General features: G+C 71.4%; 13 protein-coding genes and 2 tRNA genes. 8 read left to right on the top strand and 7 right to left on the bottom strand.

Annotated features, from left to right (window positions below; genetic code table 11):
* Nucleotides 1-176: 176 nt before the first annotated feature.
* Nucleotides 177-4349: a PAS domain-containing protein gene (locus tag ACLZN2_RS10015; protein ID WP_416978009.1), complete on the bottom strand. Its 4173-nt coding sequence runs from the start codon at nucleotides 4347-4349 to the stop codon at nucleotides 177-179.
* 317 nt (nucleotides 4350-4666) lie between these two features.
* Nucleotides 4667-5173, bottom strand: a complete 507-nt coding sequence (locus ACLZN2_RS10020) for an SSI family serine proteinase inhibitor (RefSeq protein WP_416978010.1) — start codon at nucleotides 5171-5173, stop codon at nucleotides 4667-4669.
* Nucleotides 5174-5331: 158 nt separating this feature from the next.
* Between ACLZN2_RS10020 and ACLZN2_RS10025 the strand changes: the two genes are divergently transcribed.
* The 3 genes from ACLZN2_RS10025 to ACLZN2_RS10035 all read left to right on the top strand — a co-directional run bounded on the left by ACLZN2_RS10025 (nucleotide 5332) and on the right by ACLZN2_RS10035 (nucleotide 6594).
* Nucleotides 5332-5425: transfer RNA gene (locus ACLZN2_RS10025), tRNA-Ser, on the top strand.
* Nucleotides 5426-5629: 204 nt separating this feature from the next.
* Nucleotides 5630-5702, top strand: a tRNA-Arg gene (locus ACLZN2_RS10030).
* Between the two features lie 199 nt (nucleotides 5703-5901).
* Nucleotides 5902-6594, top strand: a complete 693-nt coding sequence (locus tag ACLZN2_RS10035) for a hypothetical protein (protein WP_416978011.1) — start codon at nucleotides 5902-5904, stop codon at nucleotides 6592-6594.
* 134 nt (nucleotides 6595-6728) lie between these two features.
* Here the strand turns inward: ACLZN2_RS10035 and ACLZN2_RS10040 are convergent, their stop codons facing one another.
* The 3 genes from ACLZN2_RS10040 to ACLZN2_RS10050 all read right to left on the bottom strand — a co-directional run bounded on the left by ACLZN2_RS10040 (nucleotide 6729) and on the right by ACLZN2_RS10050 (nucleotide 8586).
* Entirely contained in the window at nucleotides 6729-7565 is an 837-nt protein-coding gene (locus tag ACLZN2_RS10040) for a protein kinase domain-containing protein (protein WP_416978012.1), read from the bottom strand.
* Between the two features lie 72 nt (nucleotides 7566-7637).
* Nucleotides 7638-8081, bottom strand: a complete 444-nt coding sequence (locus ACLZN2_RS10045) for a glycine-rich domain-containing protein (RefSeq protein ID WP_416978013.1) — start codon at nucleotides 8079-8081, stop codon at nucleotides 7638-7640.
* 250 nt (nucleotides 8082-8331) lie between these two features.
* A complete protein-coding gene (locus ACLZN2_RS10050) occupies nucleotides 8332-8586 on the bottom strand; it encodes a hypothetical protein (protein ID WP_416978014.1) in 255 nt (84 codons plus the stop codon).
* A gap of 95 nt (nucleotides 8587-8681) precedes the next feature.
* Here ACLZN2_RS10050 and ACLZN2_RS10055 point away from each other — a divergent pair, with 95 nt between their 5' ends.
* A complete protein-coding gene (locus tag ACLZN2_RS10055; RefSeq protein ID WP_416978015.1) occupies nucleotides 8682-9425 on the top strand; it encodes an XRE family transcriptional regulator in 744 nt (247 codons plus the stop codon).
* 2 nt (nucleotides 9426-9427) lie between these two features.
* The gene (locus ACLZN2_RS10060) at nucleotides 9428-9898 is read left to right on the top strand and encodes an NUDIX domain-containing protein (protein WP_416978016.1); all 471 of its coding nucleotides are present in this window, start codon (nucleotides 9428-9430) and stop codon (nucleotides 9896-9898) included.
* A gap of 184 nt (nucleotides 9899-10082) precedes the next feature.
* On the opposite strand, the gene ACLZN2_RS10065 is transcribed toward ACLZN2_RS10060, so the two are convergent.
* Nucleotides 10083-10811, bottom strand: a complete 729-nt coding sequence (locus ACLZN2_RS10065) for a hypothetical protein (RefSeq protein ID WP_416978017.1) — start codon at nucleotides 10809-10811, stop codon at nucleotides 10083-10085.
* Between the two features lie 495 nt (nucleotides 10812-11306).
* Between ACLZN2_RS10065 and ACLZN2_RS10070 the strand changes: the two genes are divergently transcribed.
* Nucleotides 11307-12260, top strand: coding sequence for a hypothetical protein (locus tag ACLZN2_RS10070; RefSeq protein WP_416978018.1), 954 nt, complete (start codon nucleotides 11307-11309; stop codon nucleotides 12258-12260).
* Here ACLZN2_RS10070 and ACLZN2_RS10075 read toward each other — a convergent pair.
* A complete protein-coding gene (locus ACLZN2_RS10075) occupies nucleotides 12250-12759 on the bottom strand; it encodes a MarR family transcriptional regulator (RefSeq protein ID WP_416978019.1) in 510 nt (169 codons plus the stop codon). The two genes, ACLZN2_RS10070 and ACLZN2_RS10075, sit on opposite strands and share 11 nt — an antisense overlap.
* Nucleotides 12760-12934: 175 nt before the next feature.
* Between ACLZN2_RS10075 and ACLZN2_RS10080 the strand changes: the two genes are divergently transcribed.
* Nucleotides 12935-13324: an HGxxPAAW family protein gene (locus ACLZN2_RS10080; protein WP_416978020.1), complete on the top strand. Its 390-nt coding sequence runs from the start codon at nucleotides 12935-12937 to the stop codon at nucleotides 13322-13324.
* On the top strand, nucleotides 13281-14174 hold the full coding sequence (locus ACLZN2_RS10085) for a DUF2797 domain-containing protein (RefSeq protein WP_416978021.1): 894 nt from the start codon (nucleotides 13281-13283) through the stop codon (nucleotides 14172-14174). The genes ACLZN2_RS10080 and ACLZN2_RS10085 overlap by 44 nt, the downstream gene beginning before the upstream one ends.
* The last annotated feature ends 146 nt before the right edge of the window (nucleotides 14175-14320 follow it).

Raw genomic sequence — 14320 nt, forward strand, 5'->3', positions numbered from 1 at the left:
GGCCCGCGAAGTTCGCGGCGGTTCGGCAGCGCCCGAAGGGGCGCGGGGCCGTATCGATGTGCGGCTCCGCCGCGATGGGGGTCCCCCCCGCTCGAGCGAAGCCGAGAGTGGGGGAGCGACCAGCCACGACGACACCGCAGACGAAAGACGGCATGGCGCGGCCCGTCCAGCGGAGCTCAGTTGGTGCCGATGCGCGCCAGCAGGTCCACGATCCTGATCTGCACCTCGGCGCTCGTCGACCGCTCGGCCAGGAACAGCACGGTCTCCCCCGACGCCAGCCGGGGCAGGTCCGCCTGGCCGACGGCGGCGGTGTAGACGACCAGCGGAGTGCGGTTGAGCTGGCCGTTCGCCCGCAGCCAGTCGATGATCCCGGCGAATCCGGCCTGCCGCCGGTGCACCTGCATCAGGTCCATCACCACCAGGTTCGGCCGCAGTTGCCCCGCGAGCGTCACGGCATCCGCGTCACTCGCCGCCCGCGCCACCTGCATCCCGCGCCGCTCCAGCGTCGCGGTCAGCGCCAGCGCGATCTCCGCGTGCTCCTCGATGAGCAGCACACGCGGCGGGTGCTGCTCACTGTCCCGCGGCGCGAGAGCCTTCAGCAGTACGGCGGGGTCGGCGCCGTACGCCGCCTCGCGCGTCGCCTGCCCGAGCCCGGCCGTGACCAGCACCGGGACCTGCGCGGCCACCGCAGCCTGCCGCAGCGACTGCAGCGCGGTACGGGTGATCGGCCCGGTCAGCGGGTCCACGAACAGCGCGGCCGGGAACGCGGCGATCTGCGCGTCGACCTCCTCGCGCGAGTGCACGATGACGGGCCGGTAGCCGCGGTCGCTGAGCGCCTGCTGGGTGGAGACGTCCGGCGCGGGCCACACCAGCAGCCGGCGCGGGTTGTCCAGCGGCTCCGGCGGCAGCTCGTCGTCCATCGGCATCGGCCGAGGCGGATCCGCCACCTCGACGGCCCCACCGGGACCGTCCAGCGGCTCGGGGCCCTCGGCGGCGTTCTCGTCCGGGGCTCCTATGGCGTACGACCGTCCGGCCCCCTCGGTCGTCCCGGGGGCGAGCCGCGCCTGACCGGCGAGGGAGGGCTGGGGCAGCGGCTGTCCGGCGAGCGACGGCTGCTGGGCCAGGGGCTGGCCCAGCGGCTGGCCCGCGAGCGAGGGGTGCGCGGGCACGGGTGCCTGGCCCGCGACGGGCTGCTCGGCCGGCGGATGCGGACGGGCCGTCTGCTCCGGGCGGGAGGCCGGGTCCGGCGGTGTGCCCAGCTTGCGGCGGCGCCCGGAACCGCCCGGCGAGTGCGGGGCGGGAGTGGCCGTGGCCTGCGCGGCGGGCTGCGCCTGCTGCACCTGGGCGGCCTGCCGGGTGAAGGGGACGCCCTGCCCCAGCGTCCGCACGCTGAACGCCCGGCCCTGCGTCGAGTTCGGATCCATGGGCAGCGCCGCCGCCTCGGCGGGCAGCGGCTGCGCCGCCGGGGCGACCGGGCGCACGGGGGCCTCGGGCGGGAGGGGGGTGCCGGTGCTGGGGGTGGCGGTCGGCGGGGTGGGGGTCCGGGGCGGTGCGGGAGCCGCCGGGGCGGCTTCGGCGGGGAGCGGTTGGCCCTGTGCCGGGGTCGCGTTCACGGGCTGCGGCTGGACCTGGGCAGGCTGTCCCTGTCCCTGTCCCTGTCCCTGTGCTTGTGCTTGTTGTGTCGGCACCGGAGCCGTGGCCTGGGCCGGAACGCCACCCGGGGCCATCGTGCCCGTGGGTGCCACGGGACCCGCCGCTTCCGCGGGCTGACCCACGGCGCGTCGGCGGCGGCCGGTGGGCGCGCTCGTGGGGTGCGGCTGGGGCGGGGTGTGGTCGTCGTCCTGGCCGACCGGCACGGCGTCGTGGCGACCGTGGTCGACGAGGGCGTCCTCGGACGAGCCCTGGGCGGGAATCTGGGCCACGGGAGCCTGGCCGGGCACCGGGCCGGGAACTGGAACCGGAACCGGAACCGGCCCGGCCTCCTGCCCCTGACCGGGCACGCCCGGACCGTCGGCCACCCGGTCCGCCTCGGCCGGCGGCAGGGCGAACACCGTGCGCGGTCCAGCCTCCTGCGCGGCGGCGCGCTCGGACGCGGCGGCGAGGGCACGCCGCCGACGCCCGGTCGGCTGAGTGTCCTCGGCCGACGCCCCGGCGACCGCGGGCAGGGCGGGCGGCAGGGCGTTCTGCTGTCCGTCGTCGGCGAGCCGGGCCCGTCGTCCGCCGGGCGGCGCCGGTACCCCCTGGGGCGGAACGGTGCCGCCCAGTCCCGTGCCCGCGGCGGCGGTACCGGCCGCGCTCTCGGCAGCGGTCACGACCGCACCCTCGGCCACACCCGCACCGGGCGCACCGGCCGCGCCGGCCGCACCGGACCCGGCGTCCTCGGCGGGACGGCCGCGCCGCCGCCCGGAACCGCCGGAGGCCTCGTCGGCCCCCTCCGGCAGCTCACCGGGCGTCTCGTCGGCGGCCGGACCGCGCCGACGGCGCCTACCGGTGGGTGCCGCGGCCTCCGCTTCGGTGCCCTCGGCCGAGCCCGGGACCTCGCCCTCCAGGAAGGCGTCCACGGAGGACCGGCGGGCCCGGCGGCGGCCCTGCGCGTGTTCGGCGGGCGGTTCGCCGTGGTCGGGGACGCTCTGGGCCGCGGGCAGCGCGGCGGGCAGCGCCGCGGGCCCCGGAGGGGCGACGGCCCCCGCCCCGCCCCCGAGGGGGACTTCGAGGACGTAGGCACTGCCGCTCATGCCCGGCACCTCGTGCGTCTGCAGGACACCCCCGTGAGCGCGCACGATCCCGCGCACGATCGGCTCGTGCACCGGGTCGCCCCCGGCGTACGGCCCGCGTACCTCGATCCGTACGACCTCGCCCCGCTGGGCGGCCGCGACGACGACCGTGTTGTCCATGTAACCGCCCGCCGAGACGGGCGCGTTGCCGGTGGCGTCGACGCCCGCGACGTCGGCGACGAGATGCGCGAGCGCGGTCGCGAGGAGCCGGGCGTCGACCTCGGCCTCGATCGGCGGCGCGTGTACGGCGAACTGCACCCGGCCGGGCCCGATGAGCTCGACGGCCCCGTCGACACCGGCGGCGACGACGGCGTCCAGCATCACCTTCGTACGGACGACGTCCTCGGCGCCCGCGTCGAGACGCTGGTAGCCGAGGACGTTGTCGATGAGGGTGGTGATCCTCGAATACCCCGCCGACAGGTGATGGAGCACCTGGTTGGCCTCGGGCCACAGCTGCCCGGCGTCGTCGGCGGCGAGCGCGGCCAGCTCACGGCGCAGTTGGTCGAGGGGCCCGCGCAGGGAGGCCGCAAGGAGGGTGAGCAGCTGGTCGTACCGCCCGGCGAGGGCGTCGTACCGGTCCTTCTCCCGCTCGCCGAGGGCCGCGTAGCGCTCCTCGGCGGCGGCGACCTCCTCCGCATGCTCCTCGCGCAGCTCCTCCAGCTCGGTGACGTGCCGCTGGCGGAGCGCGGTGAGATCGGAGGCGTGCTCCTCGGAGAGCTGCTCCAGCTCGCCCTCGTGCCGCTTCTCGAGACCTTCCTTCTCCGCGACGACATCGTCGTACGGCCGCCGGTCCGTGAACGTCATCACGGCGCCGACGAGCTGGTCCCCGTCGCGCACGGGGGCGGTGGTCAGGTCGACGGACACCTTCTCCCCGCCCTTGGACCACAGCACCTGCCCGCGCACCCGGTGCTTGCGCCCGGAGCGCAGGGTGTCGGCGAGCGGCGACTCGTCGTACGGGAACGGCGAGCCGTCGGCGCGCGAGTGCACCACGAGGGTGTGCAGCTCCTTGCCGCCGAGATCGCTGGCCCGGTACCCGAGGATCTGCGCGGCGGCCGGGTTGACGAGCACGATCCGCCCGTCGGTGTCGGTCCCGACGACCCCCTCGGACGCGGCCCGCAGGATCATCTCGGTCTGCCGCTGCGACCGCGCCAGCTCGGCCTCGGTGTCCACGGTCCCGGTCAGATCCCGTACGACGAGCATCAGCAGCTCGTCGCCGCTGTAGCCGTAGCCGTCGTAGGCCTGCTGCCCGTTCTCGAGGTTCGCGCTGGTGACCTCGACGGGGAACTCGGATCCGTCCGTTCGCCGGGCGACCATCCGGGTGGGCTTGGTCCGCCCGCGCGGATCCATGTGGTCGGGCCGGCGCATGGAACCCGGGATCAGCTTGGAGTCGAACTGCGGGAGCAGATCGAGCAGGCCTCGCCCCACCAGAGCCGTACCGGGCGTCTCGAAGGCCTCGAGCGCGATGGTGTTCGCGTTGACGACGGTCCCGTTCGCGTTGACCAGCACCAACGCGTCGGGAAGGGCGTCGAGTATGGCTGCGAGGCGAGCAGCGCCTCGGGATGGCCTGCTGCTCACGAGTCGCTTCCTCCCTGTTACCGCACCTTGCCGACCGCTCGGGCCATCTTGCCAACCGGCCCGCAGCGTGTCACGCGAGGGAGTCTAAGGGCTGGGTTCCCGTCACAGGCCCTCGATGAGAGGGAGCTCGCACTATGAAGTGACCCAGAACGTGTGACCGTACGCATGACCTTCGAGGGAGTTTCACGGGACGGGTGAATCCGCCGTGGGGGACCTGTGCGAGGCGGACCGGCCGGGGGCGGCGGCCCGGGAGCGGAACCCGGGCTACCGCCCTCGGGGAGGTCGTCGGGGGACGCCGTCAGGGGACGCGGGGAGAGTCAGCGGGCGGCGGGGAGTGGCCGAAGACGGGGCAGCGAGGGCAGCAGAGGCACCATCCGGTCCCAGCGCTCGATCTCGCACCCGTTGCGGCGGTCGTACGTCGCGTCGACGGGCCGCCCGGCCCAGCGGCCGGTGACATGGGCGGTGGCCGGCCCGCCGTACCGCATGGTGCACACGGAACCGCCCGGCAACGGTGCGAAGGGGTCCCGCCCCCAGCGGGTGTTCCGCTCGACGGCCCGGCAGGCGCCTGACACGTCCGGGTGACGGCCCCCGTCGGGACGGCACCACACCTCGAACACCCCGTCGACCCTCCCGCCCGCGTTCCGGACGGTGACGACGAGGTGATCCTGAGCGGCCCGGTCCTCCTCCCGGACGGGCGGGGGCGCGGCGGAGGCGGGAAGGGAGAGGATGCCTCCGAGCCCGGCGATGGCAATGGACATGACGACGGTGCCCCCGAGCCGGCGAGGAAGCCTGCTGCGGCGGGAGACGGCGGTGACCTGCGACATGTCCGGACCAACGCGGCGCCACGCCGGACGTTGCGCACGGGGGAAGCCCTTTGCCCTGTGACCCGACTGCCTAGTACCGTGGAGGTCGATTGGTGACAGCGCGCTCGACTGTGTCATCATCTGCACGCACCACTCGCACACACGCGAGAGGTTGTGCTGGAGGCGTCGCCTAGTCCGGTCTATGGCGCCGCACTGCTAATGCGGTTTGGGCCTTAAAGCCCATCGAGGGTTCAAATCCCTCCGCCTCCGCCAGATCACCGAAGCCCCGGTCCGTTCACGGCCCGGGGCTTCGTCGTACCCCAGCCCCTCGCGATCACCCCCTGAAGGTGTTTGCCCAGGTCACAAGGGGTACGGCAAACGGATTTCACATGTCGGCGGCAGTCATGTAATGTTCTTCCTGTCGCCGAGAGCGGCCCGGAAGGGCAAGGATCGAAGACAGAAAAAACCGAATAACAAGCACTCGTAGCTTAACGGATAGAGCATCTGACTACGGATCAGAAGGTTGCAGGTTCGAATCCTGCCGAGTGCACACAGGTCAAGGGCCCCGGAGAGATCCGGGGCCCTTGACGTTTCGAGGGTGTACGGCACCGAAGTGCGGCTACGGGGTGCCGGCGATTTCACGGCCGTCACTCGGCGTGCTGCAGTACCCAAGCGCCCACGCCCTCTGTCTCCATCCAGGATTGCTCCCTAGAGTTTGATCAACTGGACGGGGTCGACTGGGGCGGGGCATGGAGACGACGCAGCGCGTGATCCACCGGAACGGGCTCTTCTCAAAGTTCCTGCTGGTACTCGTTGGGCTCGCGGTGTTGCTCTTCTGCTACACCCTGGTCCGGGAGAACCTCCCGCAGCGACTCACCCGTGACTGGCCGTGGAAGCTCAAGCTTCTGGACATCCAGAGCGCGACGGCGGCCGTCCTCGCCACGGGCGGGGCGACTCTGGCTCGTGCCCAGTACGCGCGCACTGTTAGACCCGCTATCGGCTACTTCGGCCGTGTCATGAACGGTATGGCCCCGGACAGCCGTTTGGCTTGGGCGTGCCACTTGTTCAACGGTGGCCAGGATGTGGCTGTTACGACGCACGTGAGCTACTGGGTCACCTACACGTCCGCCGCGAAGACCCGGGGCGGTTCCGCCGACTCCTCGGACTGGATGACCCATCAGGCGGCGGTGGACTCGATGGAGAGCCGAGCACTCCTGAGCAGGCGAGACTTTGCCCTCGACCTCATAGGACCTGGTCGGCCCATTCCAGGGGAACAGTTGATGTTCCTGGGCTGGTTCACGGAGGAGGCCATGAGCGACGTGGAGAACGTATTCGTCAGAGTGCAGGTGGTAGATCGAGTCGGAGACACCCATGAGCGGATCATCAACCTGCTCAAGGGCGCCAATCGCGTACCCGCTCACCCGGACCCGCCTCCCTTCTGAGCTTGCCGAGCGCGGCGCGCACCTCCGCCTCGCTTGCATGGCGGGCCCGCAGGGCGAACATGCGAGTGAGGGGTGGTCCGTCTTTGTTGCTGGCAGCCGCCGCACGGGCAACCCACGGCGAACGGTCTTCGAGGTCAGCTCAGAGCTTTGCCCACCTCGTAGATCGTCGGCCGGTCCTCGGGAGCGTGGCTGAGCATCGCGTCGATCAGGTCGCCCAGCTCACCGGGCGCCTTCACGGTGCGGCGCCGACCGTTCGCCACGGCTTCTCGCTGTACGGGGCGGGGAGCGTCGTCCGGGTACTCGACAGCCCGCCAGCCGGTGGCGGAGATGAGCAGGGAGGCGCCGAGGGCGTAGATGTCGGCTTCCTGCGTCGGTTCGGCCTCGCCGGTGGCGAGCACGCTGCGGGCGATCTCCGGGGCCTCGTAGTGGACGAGGCAGCCGCGGAACGGGAAGTCGTATCCCTGCGGCACGTGTCCGCCCCGGGCCAGGGCGAGGTCGATGAGATGCGTTCGTTCCGGGCCGATGATGAAGTGGGCGGGCTGTACGTCACCGTGTGCCCAGCCCTTGGCATGCAGTTCGGCCAGCGCCTCGACGCAGCCCAGCGCCACGCTGGTGTGCGGTGCGATGGACGAGTCCGGCCTACGGCAGGGCTCCCAGAGCTGGTACAGGTCCGGCCCTTCGTGCCACGGCTGGAAGTTCCACGTTCCTTGCTCCCACTCGCCGTAGGCGATCTCGTCGAAGCCGAGGTGATGCAGCACGGCACCCTCGCGGGCCGGCGCGAGGGCGGTCCAGGGCTGCCCGGGCCAGTCGGCCGTGGCCTCGATCGGACAGCCGACCTTCACGGCGTAGCGGCCCCGAGGGCCGAACACCTCCCACACGGTGGAGCCCCGCCGGTTGATGACCAGGCGTTGCACGTTCGGCATGAGCGCATCGAGCACCACGGTCGGCACTTCAGGGATCGAGCCGGACAACGTCGTTGTTCTCCTTCCGGACGAACGCGGCCGACCCTGGGTCCAGGCCGGCCGCGTCGGTGATGTCGGGTGCTAGTTCTGACCGTAGGGACGGCCGCAGTCGGAGTCGCACTGTGCGAGGTTCGTGCCGTCCACGGTCCACAGGTCGTCGAAGACCACGAATCCGGCCGCCTTCATGGCACGGGCCGAGGTCGCGACCTTCTCCGGGTCACGGCCCCCGCCGCCCGGCTTCGGGTTGTGGTGGAGGAAGCGGCCCGCGTACTGCTCGCACAGCGCCGCGTACTCCTTCGTGTGCAGGATGAGCGCGTGCAGGCCGAAGTCCACGTCGTCCGACGGGACCATGGGAACGGTCGCGGTGGCCGCCGTGACCACGAAGGCCACCGCCTGGTCGGCGATGCGCTCGGCACGCTCGGCCGACTGGCCGTTGTGGGTGGCCACGAAGTGGGCGAGGCTCTCGAACAGCTCCTCACCTGCCGCCGCGCGACCGGTCCTCTGGGCGTTCGTCGTTGCCGTCATGTGCAGTCTCCTCGTGTGAGGTGGTGCGGGGATGAACGGTCCCGTCCTGATCGCCGAGCTCGGCTCGGAGGCGATCGCGAGCGGGTTTGGAGGCCGGCCCCGAACGGGGACGGGGAGCCGGAAGCGGCACCCCGCTTGGGGCGGCCGGTCTAGTACTGGTCAGTCCCGAAGGCCATGCCGATCACCAAGCCGCATGCACCGCTGAGGCAGATGATGAACAGGACCCCCGCGTATCGGCCGACGGCGCGCATCACAGCCCAGCCCGACTGTTGCCGTTCTTCATGGCCAGACGTGCGCTCAGTTCTTCCCGAGCGCTGAGCGCCACGACGTTGCACGGCATGGCATCCCACTCCCTGCCGCCACGGACCGGCCGTATCTGCACACGACCGCCGATCTCACCCATGACGACGCCGATGCGTCCGCTGGCTCTGTCTCTCGCCAGTTCGCCGATGCCTGGCCTGGTCTGCTGATTGCTCGCCATGCACACGAGCTTCGTGCCGTTCATCAGGACGTTGGAACCACCGACAAACCCCACTTTGGGACGTCCCGCATCGGGTGGAACGTCCCTAGTGCCGTCCCCGGACGTTGGGAGAGATTGAGATGCCGAACGAGAGGTTACGTGCTGCCATGGCGGCCGGCGGCTGGACGTACAACGCCCTCGCGGACAAGGTCGAAGTCGACCCCAAGTCCGTCGAACGATGGGTCAATCTGGGGCGTACGCCGCGCCGTGCCACGGCCATGTTGGCAGCAGAAACGCTAGGAGAAGACGTGCACGCTCTATGGCCATCGCTCAGGCAGGCACGCCCCGCCCGCGCCGTCAGCCCGGAACTTGTGGCTCTCTACGACCAACGGGCGGACGTCCCCGTGTCCACCTTCGTGGACTTGCTGAGCCAGGCGCGCGAGCAGATCGACGTGTTGGTCTACGCCGCCGTCTTCCTGCACGAGGCGTACCCGAGACTCAACGAGCTCTTGAAGGAGCGAGCGGCCGAGGGCTGCGCAGTCCGTATTGCCGTCGGCGAAGCGGACAGCTCCAACGTCCAACAGCGTGGCGAGGAAGAGAAGTTCGGCCACGGAATCCAGTCTCGTTGCCGTCTTGCGCAGATGCACTATCGCCCCCTCGTAGGGGTACCTGGCATCGAGGTACGGACCCATGCCACGACGCTCTACAACTCGATCTACCGTGCCGATGATCAGGCCTTGGTCAACGCGCATGTCTGGGGCGTGAACGCCTACAGCGCCCCTGTCTGGCACGTGCGCCAGAGCAGGGCGGGCAGCATGTTCGACACATACGCTCACAGTTTCGACGCGGTGTGGGCGACCGCGACGCCAGTCCGAGAAGGGTGACCATGGCACGGACCGAGTACTACGACGATCCGGACGCCCCGAAGCCCAACAGTTTGGTCGTCGCGGCATCTGCGGTGGTCACTGACGACGAAGGACGCATCCTTCTCCAGCGCCGGCGGGACAATGATCTCTGGGCGCTGCCCGGTGGCGGCATGGAGATGACCGACTCGCTGCCCGGGACTGCCATCCGTGAGGTGAAAGAGGAAACGGGCCTGGACGTGGAGATCACCGGGCTCGTCGGGACCTACACCGACCCGCGCCACGTCATCGCCTATACGGACGGCGAGGTGCGTCGACAGTTCAACGTCTGTTTCACCGCCCGCGTGATCGGCGGGCGACTCACGATCTCGGACGAGTCCACGGAGCTGCGCTTCGTTTCGGAGGAGGAGTTGGCCGAGTTGCCCATGCACCACACCCAACGGCTACGGCTTCGGCACTTTCTGGAGCACCGCAATCGGCCGTACCTCGGCTGATGCGCAAGGTACGGCCGACAGGCTGCAGTATGAACGCAGGCTGTGGCCGTCAGTGGTGATTACGGGTGGTGTGGCCGTCCTGCTCTGATGTCCGCGTCGTCCAGAAGGCTCGTCAGGGTGACTCAGCATCGGCGAGTTCATCGTCCTGCGCGGTGAGGTTCCCCCGCTGCGCGGGAGTGACTGACTAGCAGGTCAGGGCGGGTTGACGTGGTTTCAGGTAGCCGCGTGGGCGGCGTCCCTGTGGCTGATCCACCAGCACGGTGATGTGGGCGGGGCGTTCGGTGCGGAGCACCAGGACAGCCGGCTGTCGCGGTCCGGGCAGGGCCACCCGGTGGCTGCCGTTGCCCTTTCCCGACGCCGTCCGGCTCGCCCGCCCGCCGGGCTGCGCGGTGCCCCGCGGCGACCCTCGCAAGCTGCGCTCCGCACGGGCTCTCCTCGGGGTGATCGGTTCCCGGCTCTCGGCGATCCGCACCGCGTCGGCGGCACACACGGCGACATCGCGTGCGGCTCCGCCGTCCGGGGCCCAGCTGATCCGGGCGGTCGACCTTCCGTGCCGCGGGTCGAAGAAGCAGAGCGGCAACCGCTCGGGGACGGGAGCACCCGCAAGCCGTGCGTCCAGGCAGGCCAACGCGTGGCGCCCCTCGTCGAGCGCGCGCAACACGTCCAAGGCGTCCGCACGGTCCCGGTCCCCCACAAAGGCACGCTTGGCCTCCTCGTAGGCGTCCAGGGCGCGGGCCAGGTCCGAGCGCATCTCGTCCGTGGCGCCCAACTGGCCGGGGGAGAAGGGGTGCCGGTCGAGGATCTCTCCGTACGACGTGATCTCCGCTTCGATCTCGGCGAGGTCGGCGGCACGTCGCCTCCGGTCCGTCCCACGGAGGCGCTCAAGCCCCAACCAGCCCCAGCTGAGTCTCATTCGGTCATCCTGCCGCAATTCCTACGAGGATCAACGGGTGGTCGGAAGCGAAACAATGCCGCGACAACAACCCTGGGGTTGGATGCGTATCGAACCCCGGTACGATCGGCGGCCCGGTGCCGACGGATGCGTGCGGCGTAGCTCTCGTGGAAGGACGCCCCAACAGTGCAGGGTCCGCTGCCGCGCCGGTCCAAGGGGCCTTCGGCGATCGCTGCGGCGTCCGCTCGGGGCGCCAAGAAGGGGGCCCGGGGTGGTTCCCAGGAGGACTCCGACTCTCGGGGTGAGGCAGGGGGCGAGCCGGAAGGGGAGGGCTCGTCGTCGGTGATGTCGGCGGCTGCCGAGTCGTTCGTCGCGGAGCTGACCGATACGGCGGCCGGTTCGGCGGACGCCGCCCGTCCGGGGGTGGGTGGGGAGCACCCGGCGGGCGGCGGTTCCGCCGGGAGCGTTCGGAGAAGCCCGATGGCGGGGCGGCCGGGCGGGCGCCCCGCCAACACCGTGTCTCAGACCTCGGCCAAGTCTCCTGCCTCGGCCAAGGCCCCGGCCTCCGTCAAGGCTCCGGCCTCCGTCAAGGCCCCGACCGCCACCTCGGCCGAAACTTCTGCCTCGGCCAGGACTCCGGGCGCGCGGCGGCGGATACCCCGAGCCGCGTTGTTCGCCGGGGCCGGCCTCGCCGTTGCCGCGCTGATCGGCGGGGTGTTCCTCGTGCGTGGCGGTGGTGACAGCCGGTCGTCGTCGGCCGTGCCGGGTGCCGGGCCGGATCACACTCAGGGGAGTGGGCCGTACGGCAGTCCGCCCAGCGTGCCCGAGTCGGCCTCGGCATCGGCGTCCGCGTCGGTGTCCGCCTCGCCGTCGGCGGACGGGAAGAGCGCGTCGCCGAAGGCGTCGGCCAAGGAATCGGCCACCGCCGGTAGCTCCGGCGCGGACGCGCAGGACGAGTCGGACACCACCTCCACGACCGGCACCGAGCGGACCGACTCCGGGTCGGGCGGCAGCGGCAGCGGCAGCGGCAGCGGCACGGGTAGCGGTAGCAGCAGTGGGAGCGGCAGTTCCTGTGCCTCCGGGTCGGGCTCGGTCTCCGGCACCATCGGCGCCTACTCCGTCTGCGTCTCCTCCGGGACCGTCACCTTCCGGGCGGCCTTCAACGGCTCGGATCGCTACTACCACGTCTTCATCAACACCGACGGCGACACCTCCACCGGCTATCAGCTCCCCTATCCCTCGCCCTCCGCCCTCGGTGCCGATTACATGATCGAGAACGACGGCCTCTACAAGAGCCGTTCGACGGAGTGGAGTTGGAGCGAACTGGGGACCAGCCCCTCGATGTCGGTCAGCGGCTCCACACACACCTGGTCGCTGCCGCTGCGGGCCATCGGCTCACCGAGCGGGACCCAGAGGGTGGAGTTCCACCTCGGTTCCGACTACACCTCGGTCATCACCTTCACGCCGTGACGTCCTCGGCTCCGTCCTCGTCCGCCCGGCGTTCCTCGCGATACGCGTTCGCCAGTGCCGTCGCCCGCGTGAACCAGTCCGTCAGGACGGCGATCTCGTCCGGGGAGTAGTCCGCGAAGAGGTCGTTCAGACGGTCGTAGTACGGCTGGTAGAGCGCGTACGCCCGGGCCACGGCGGCGGGTACGGCGGCCACGCGGACCCTGCGGCGGTCCTGGGGGTCGGGGCGGCGGGTGACGTAACCGGCGCGTTCCAGGCGGTTGAGGATGCCGGTGACCGCGCCCGTGGTGACGTGGACGCGGGTCGCCAACTCGCCTGCCGTCAGCAGGTTCTCGCCCGCTTGGAGGACGTAGGCGAAGCAGGTCACGTCGGTGACGTTCAGGCCGAGGCGCTGGGCCATCTCCTGCTGGCCGATCATGCTCGTCGCGATGAGGTCGTCCATGGCCGAGATCGCCTGGGCGGGGGTCGCCGCGGGGCGCGGGCGGGGTGGCTGGGCTGTCATCGCGGGGGAGGTTCCTTTCGGAGGGCCCGCGGGGTCTCGGCGGGTCTCGGCGTGTTCTCGGCGTGTTCTCGGTGGTTCTCGGAGGGTTCGTGCTGGGTCCTTGTTATCTGCTTTCGGTTTCTCTTACCTTGTAAGAGGTTCATGTCATAAATCTCTTAGGCTGTGAGGGAATCGCGTGGCGGGTCATCAGTACGACGAAGGGCACACGGTCGCCGGCTGGACCGGATTCGGGATCGCGACCGTCGGGACCGCGGTGATGGGGGCGGGTGTGTGTGCCGTCTCCCCCGCGCTGCTGGTCGGCGGGGGTGCCGTGGTGGCCGTGAGCGTGCTGGTCACGTGGGCGCTGCATCTGGCCGGGTGGGGCAAGCCGCCGGGGGTGCGGCCCCGGGCGGAGTGGGGGATGCGGGTGCGGGACGCCTCGGCGCGCGGCGGTCACCCGGGGTGCGTCGGATGCCGGCTTGCCGGGCGTGAAGCCGCACGTCGGGGTGCGTTGTCAGTGGTGGGGGCTAGCGTGGTGGGCGATGGCACAGGCATGGAAGTGCGCGGGGCTGCGGTGGGCGACTGAGGGTCCCGTACTGCTGTGGGACGGGGGTCGCCTCAGCCCGCTGTCCTGGGGGAAGCGGGTGGCCTTCGGGGTCGCGGAAGGGGGTGTACGGGGGTGTGTCGGGGCTCGGGGGCACGCGTGCCCGGTGCGGGCGGCGGTGCCGGCGAGGAGTACGGGGGCGCGGTGCGAGGAGTGCGCGCGGCTGGACCGGGCGCATTCCGTCGCCGCGGACGGGATCGCCGACGATCCCCGGCCGTACCGGGTGTATCTGGCGTGGTTCGGGCCGGGGCTGGTCAAGGTCGGGATCACGGCGGTAGAGCGGGGGTCTGCGCGGCTGCTGGAGCAGGGGGCGGTCTGCTTCAGCTGGCTGGGCAGCGGGCCGCTGATGGCCGCCCGGCGCACCGAGGAGCTGCTGAGGGCGGCGCTGCGGGTGCCGGACCGGATTCCGTACGCCGAGAAGCGGGCGGTACGGGGTGCCCTGCCGGGAGAGGAGGGGGAACGGGTCGGTGAGATCCGTGAGTTGCACGCGCGGGCCGTGGAACTGGCCGAGTGGCCCGAGTCGTTGACGCGGGCGCCCTTCGAAGGCGTCGACCATCTCAGGGTGTTCGGGCTCGACGCGGCGCCCGCCGCCCGCGGGGAGGTGAGCGAGCTCGTCGCCGGGGGCTCGGTGAGCGGGGAACTGGTGGCGGCGGCCGGGCCCGATCTTCATCTGGCAGGCGGGGAGGCAGGCGGGGAGGGCGTGATCGTGCTGGACACACGGTTGATGAGCGGGTGGGAGCTGGTTCCGCTCGGCGTCGGGGGAGGTTCGGAAGCGCGGCTGCCCGTGCGGGAGTTCAGGGGGAGCGGGCATCTGCAGGACGGCTTGTTCTGAGCGGGGCGCCATTCGGGCCCGCTCTCGGGGTGCCGCTCGGGCCCGCTCTCGGGGTGCCGCTCGGGTCGGACCTCGGGGTGCCGCTCGGGTCGGGCCTCGGGCCGCCCCCAGGTAAAGACTTGGATCCCGGACGGATCCCGTTCGGC

The sequence above is a fragment of the Streptomyces sp. T028 genome (genome assembly GCF_048159505.1).
Classification (GTDB): domain Bacteria; phylum Actinomycetota; class Actinomycetes; order Streptomycetales; family Streptomycetaceae; genus Streptomyces.

What these genes read in the sequence shown, in the direction of transcription:
- ACLZN2_RS10020 (WP_416978010.1), bottom strand. Translation starts at nt 5,173, where the DNA reads ATGTCGCAGGTCACCGCCGTCTCCCGCCGCAGCAGGCTTCCTCGCCGG.
- ACLZN2_RS10035 (WP_416978011.1), top strand. Translation starts at nt 5,902, where the DNA reads ATGGAGACGACGCAGCGCGTGATCCACCGGAACGGGCTCTTCTCAAAG.
- ACLZN2_RS10045 (WP_416978013.1), bottom strand. Translation starts at nt 8,081, where the DNA reads ATGACGGCAACGACGAACGCCCAGAGGACCGGTCGCGCGGCGGCAGGT.
- ACLZN2_RS10050 (WP_416978014.1), bottom strand. Translation starts at nt 8,586, where the DNA reads ATGAACGGCACGAAGCTCGTGTGCATGGCGAGCAATCAGCAGACCAGG.
- ACLZN2_RS10055 (WP_416978015.1), top strand. Translation starts at nt 8,682, where the DNA reads ATGCCGAACGAGAGGTTACGTGCTGCCATGGCGGCCGGCGGCTGGACG.
- ACLZN2_RS10060 (WP_416978016.1), top strand. Translation starts at nt 9,428, where the DNA reads ATGGCACGGACCGAGTACTACGACGATCCGGACGCCCCGAAGCCCAAC.
- ACLZN2_RS10065 (WP_416978017.1), bottom strand. Translation starts at nt 10,811, where the DNA reads ATGAGACTCAGCTGGGGCTGGTTGGGGCTTGAGCGCCTCCGTGGGACG.
- ACLZN2_RS10075 (WP_416978019.1), bottom strand. Translation starts at nt 12,759, where the DNA reads ATGACAGCCCAGCCACCCCGCCCGCGCCCCGCGGCGACCCCCGCCCAG.
- ACLZN2_RS10085 (WP_416978021.1), top strand. Translation starts at nt 13,281, where the DNA reads ATGGCACAGGCATGGAAGTGCGCGGGGCTGCGGTGGGCGACTGAGGGT.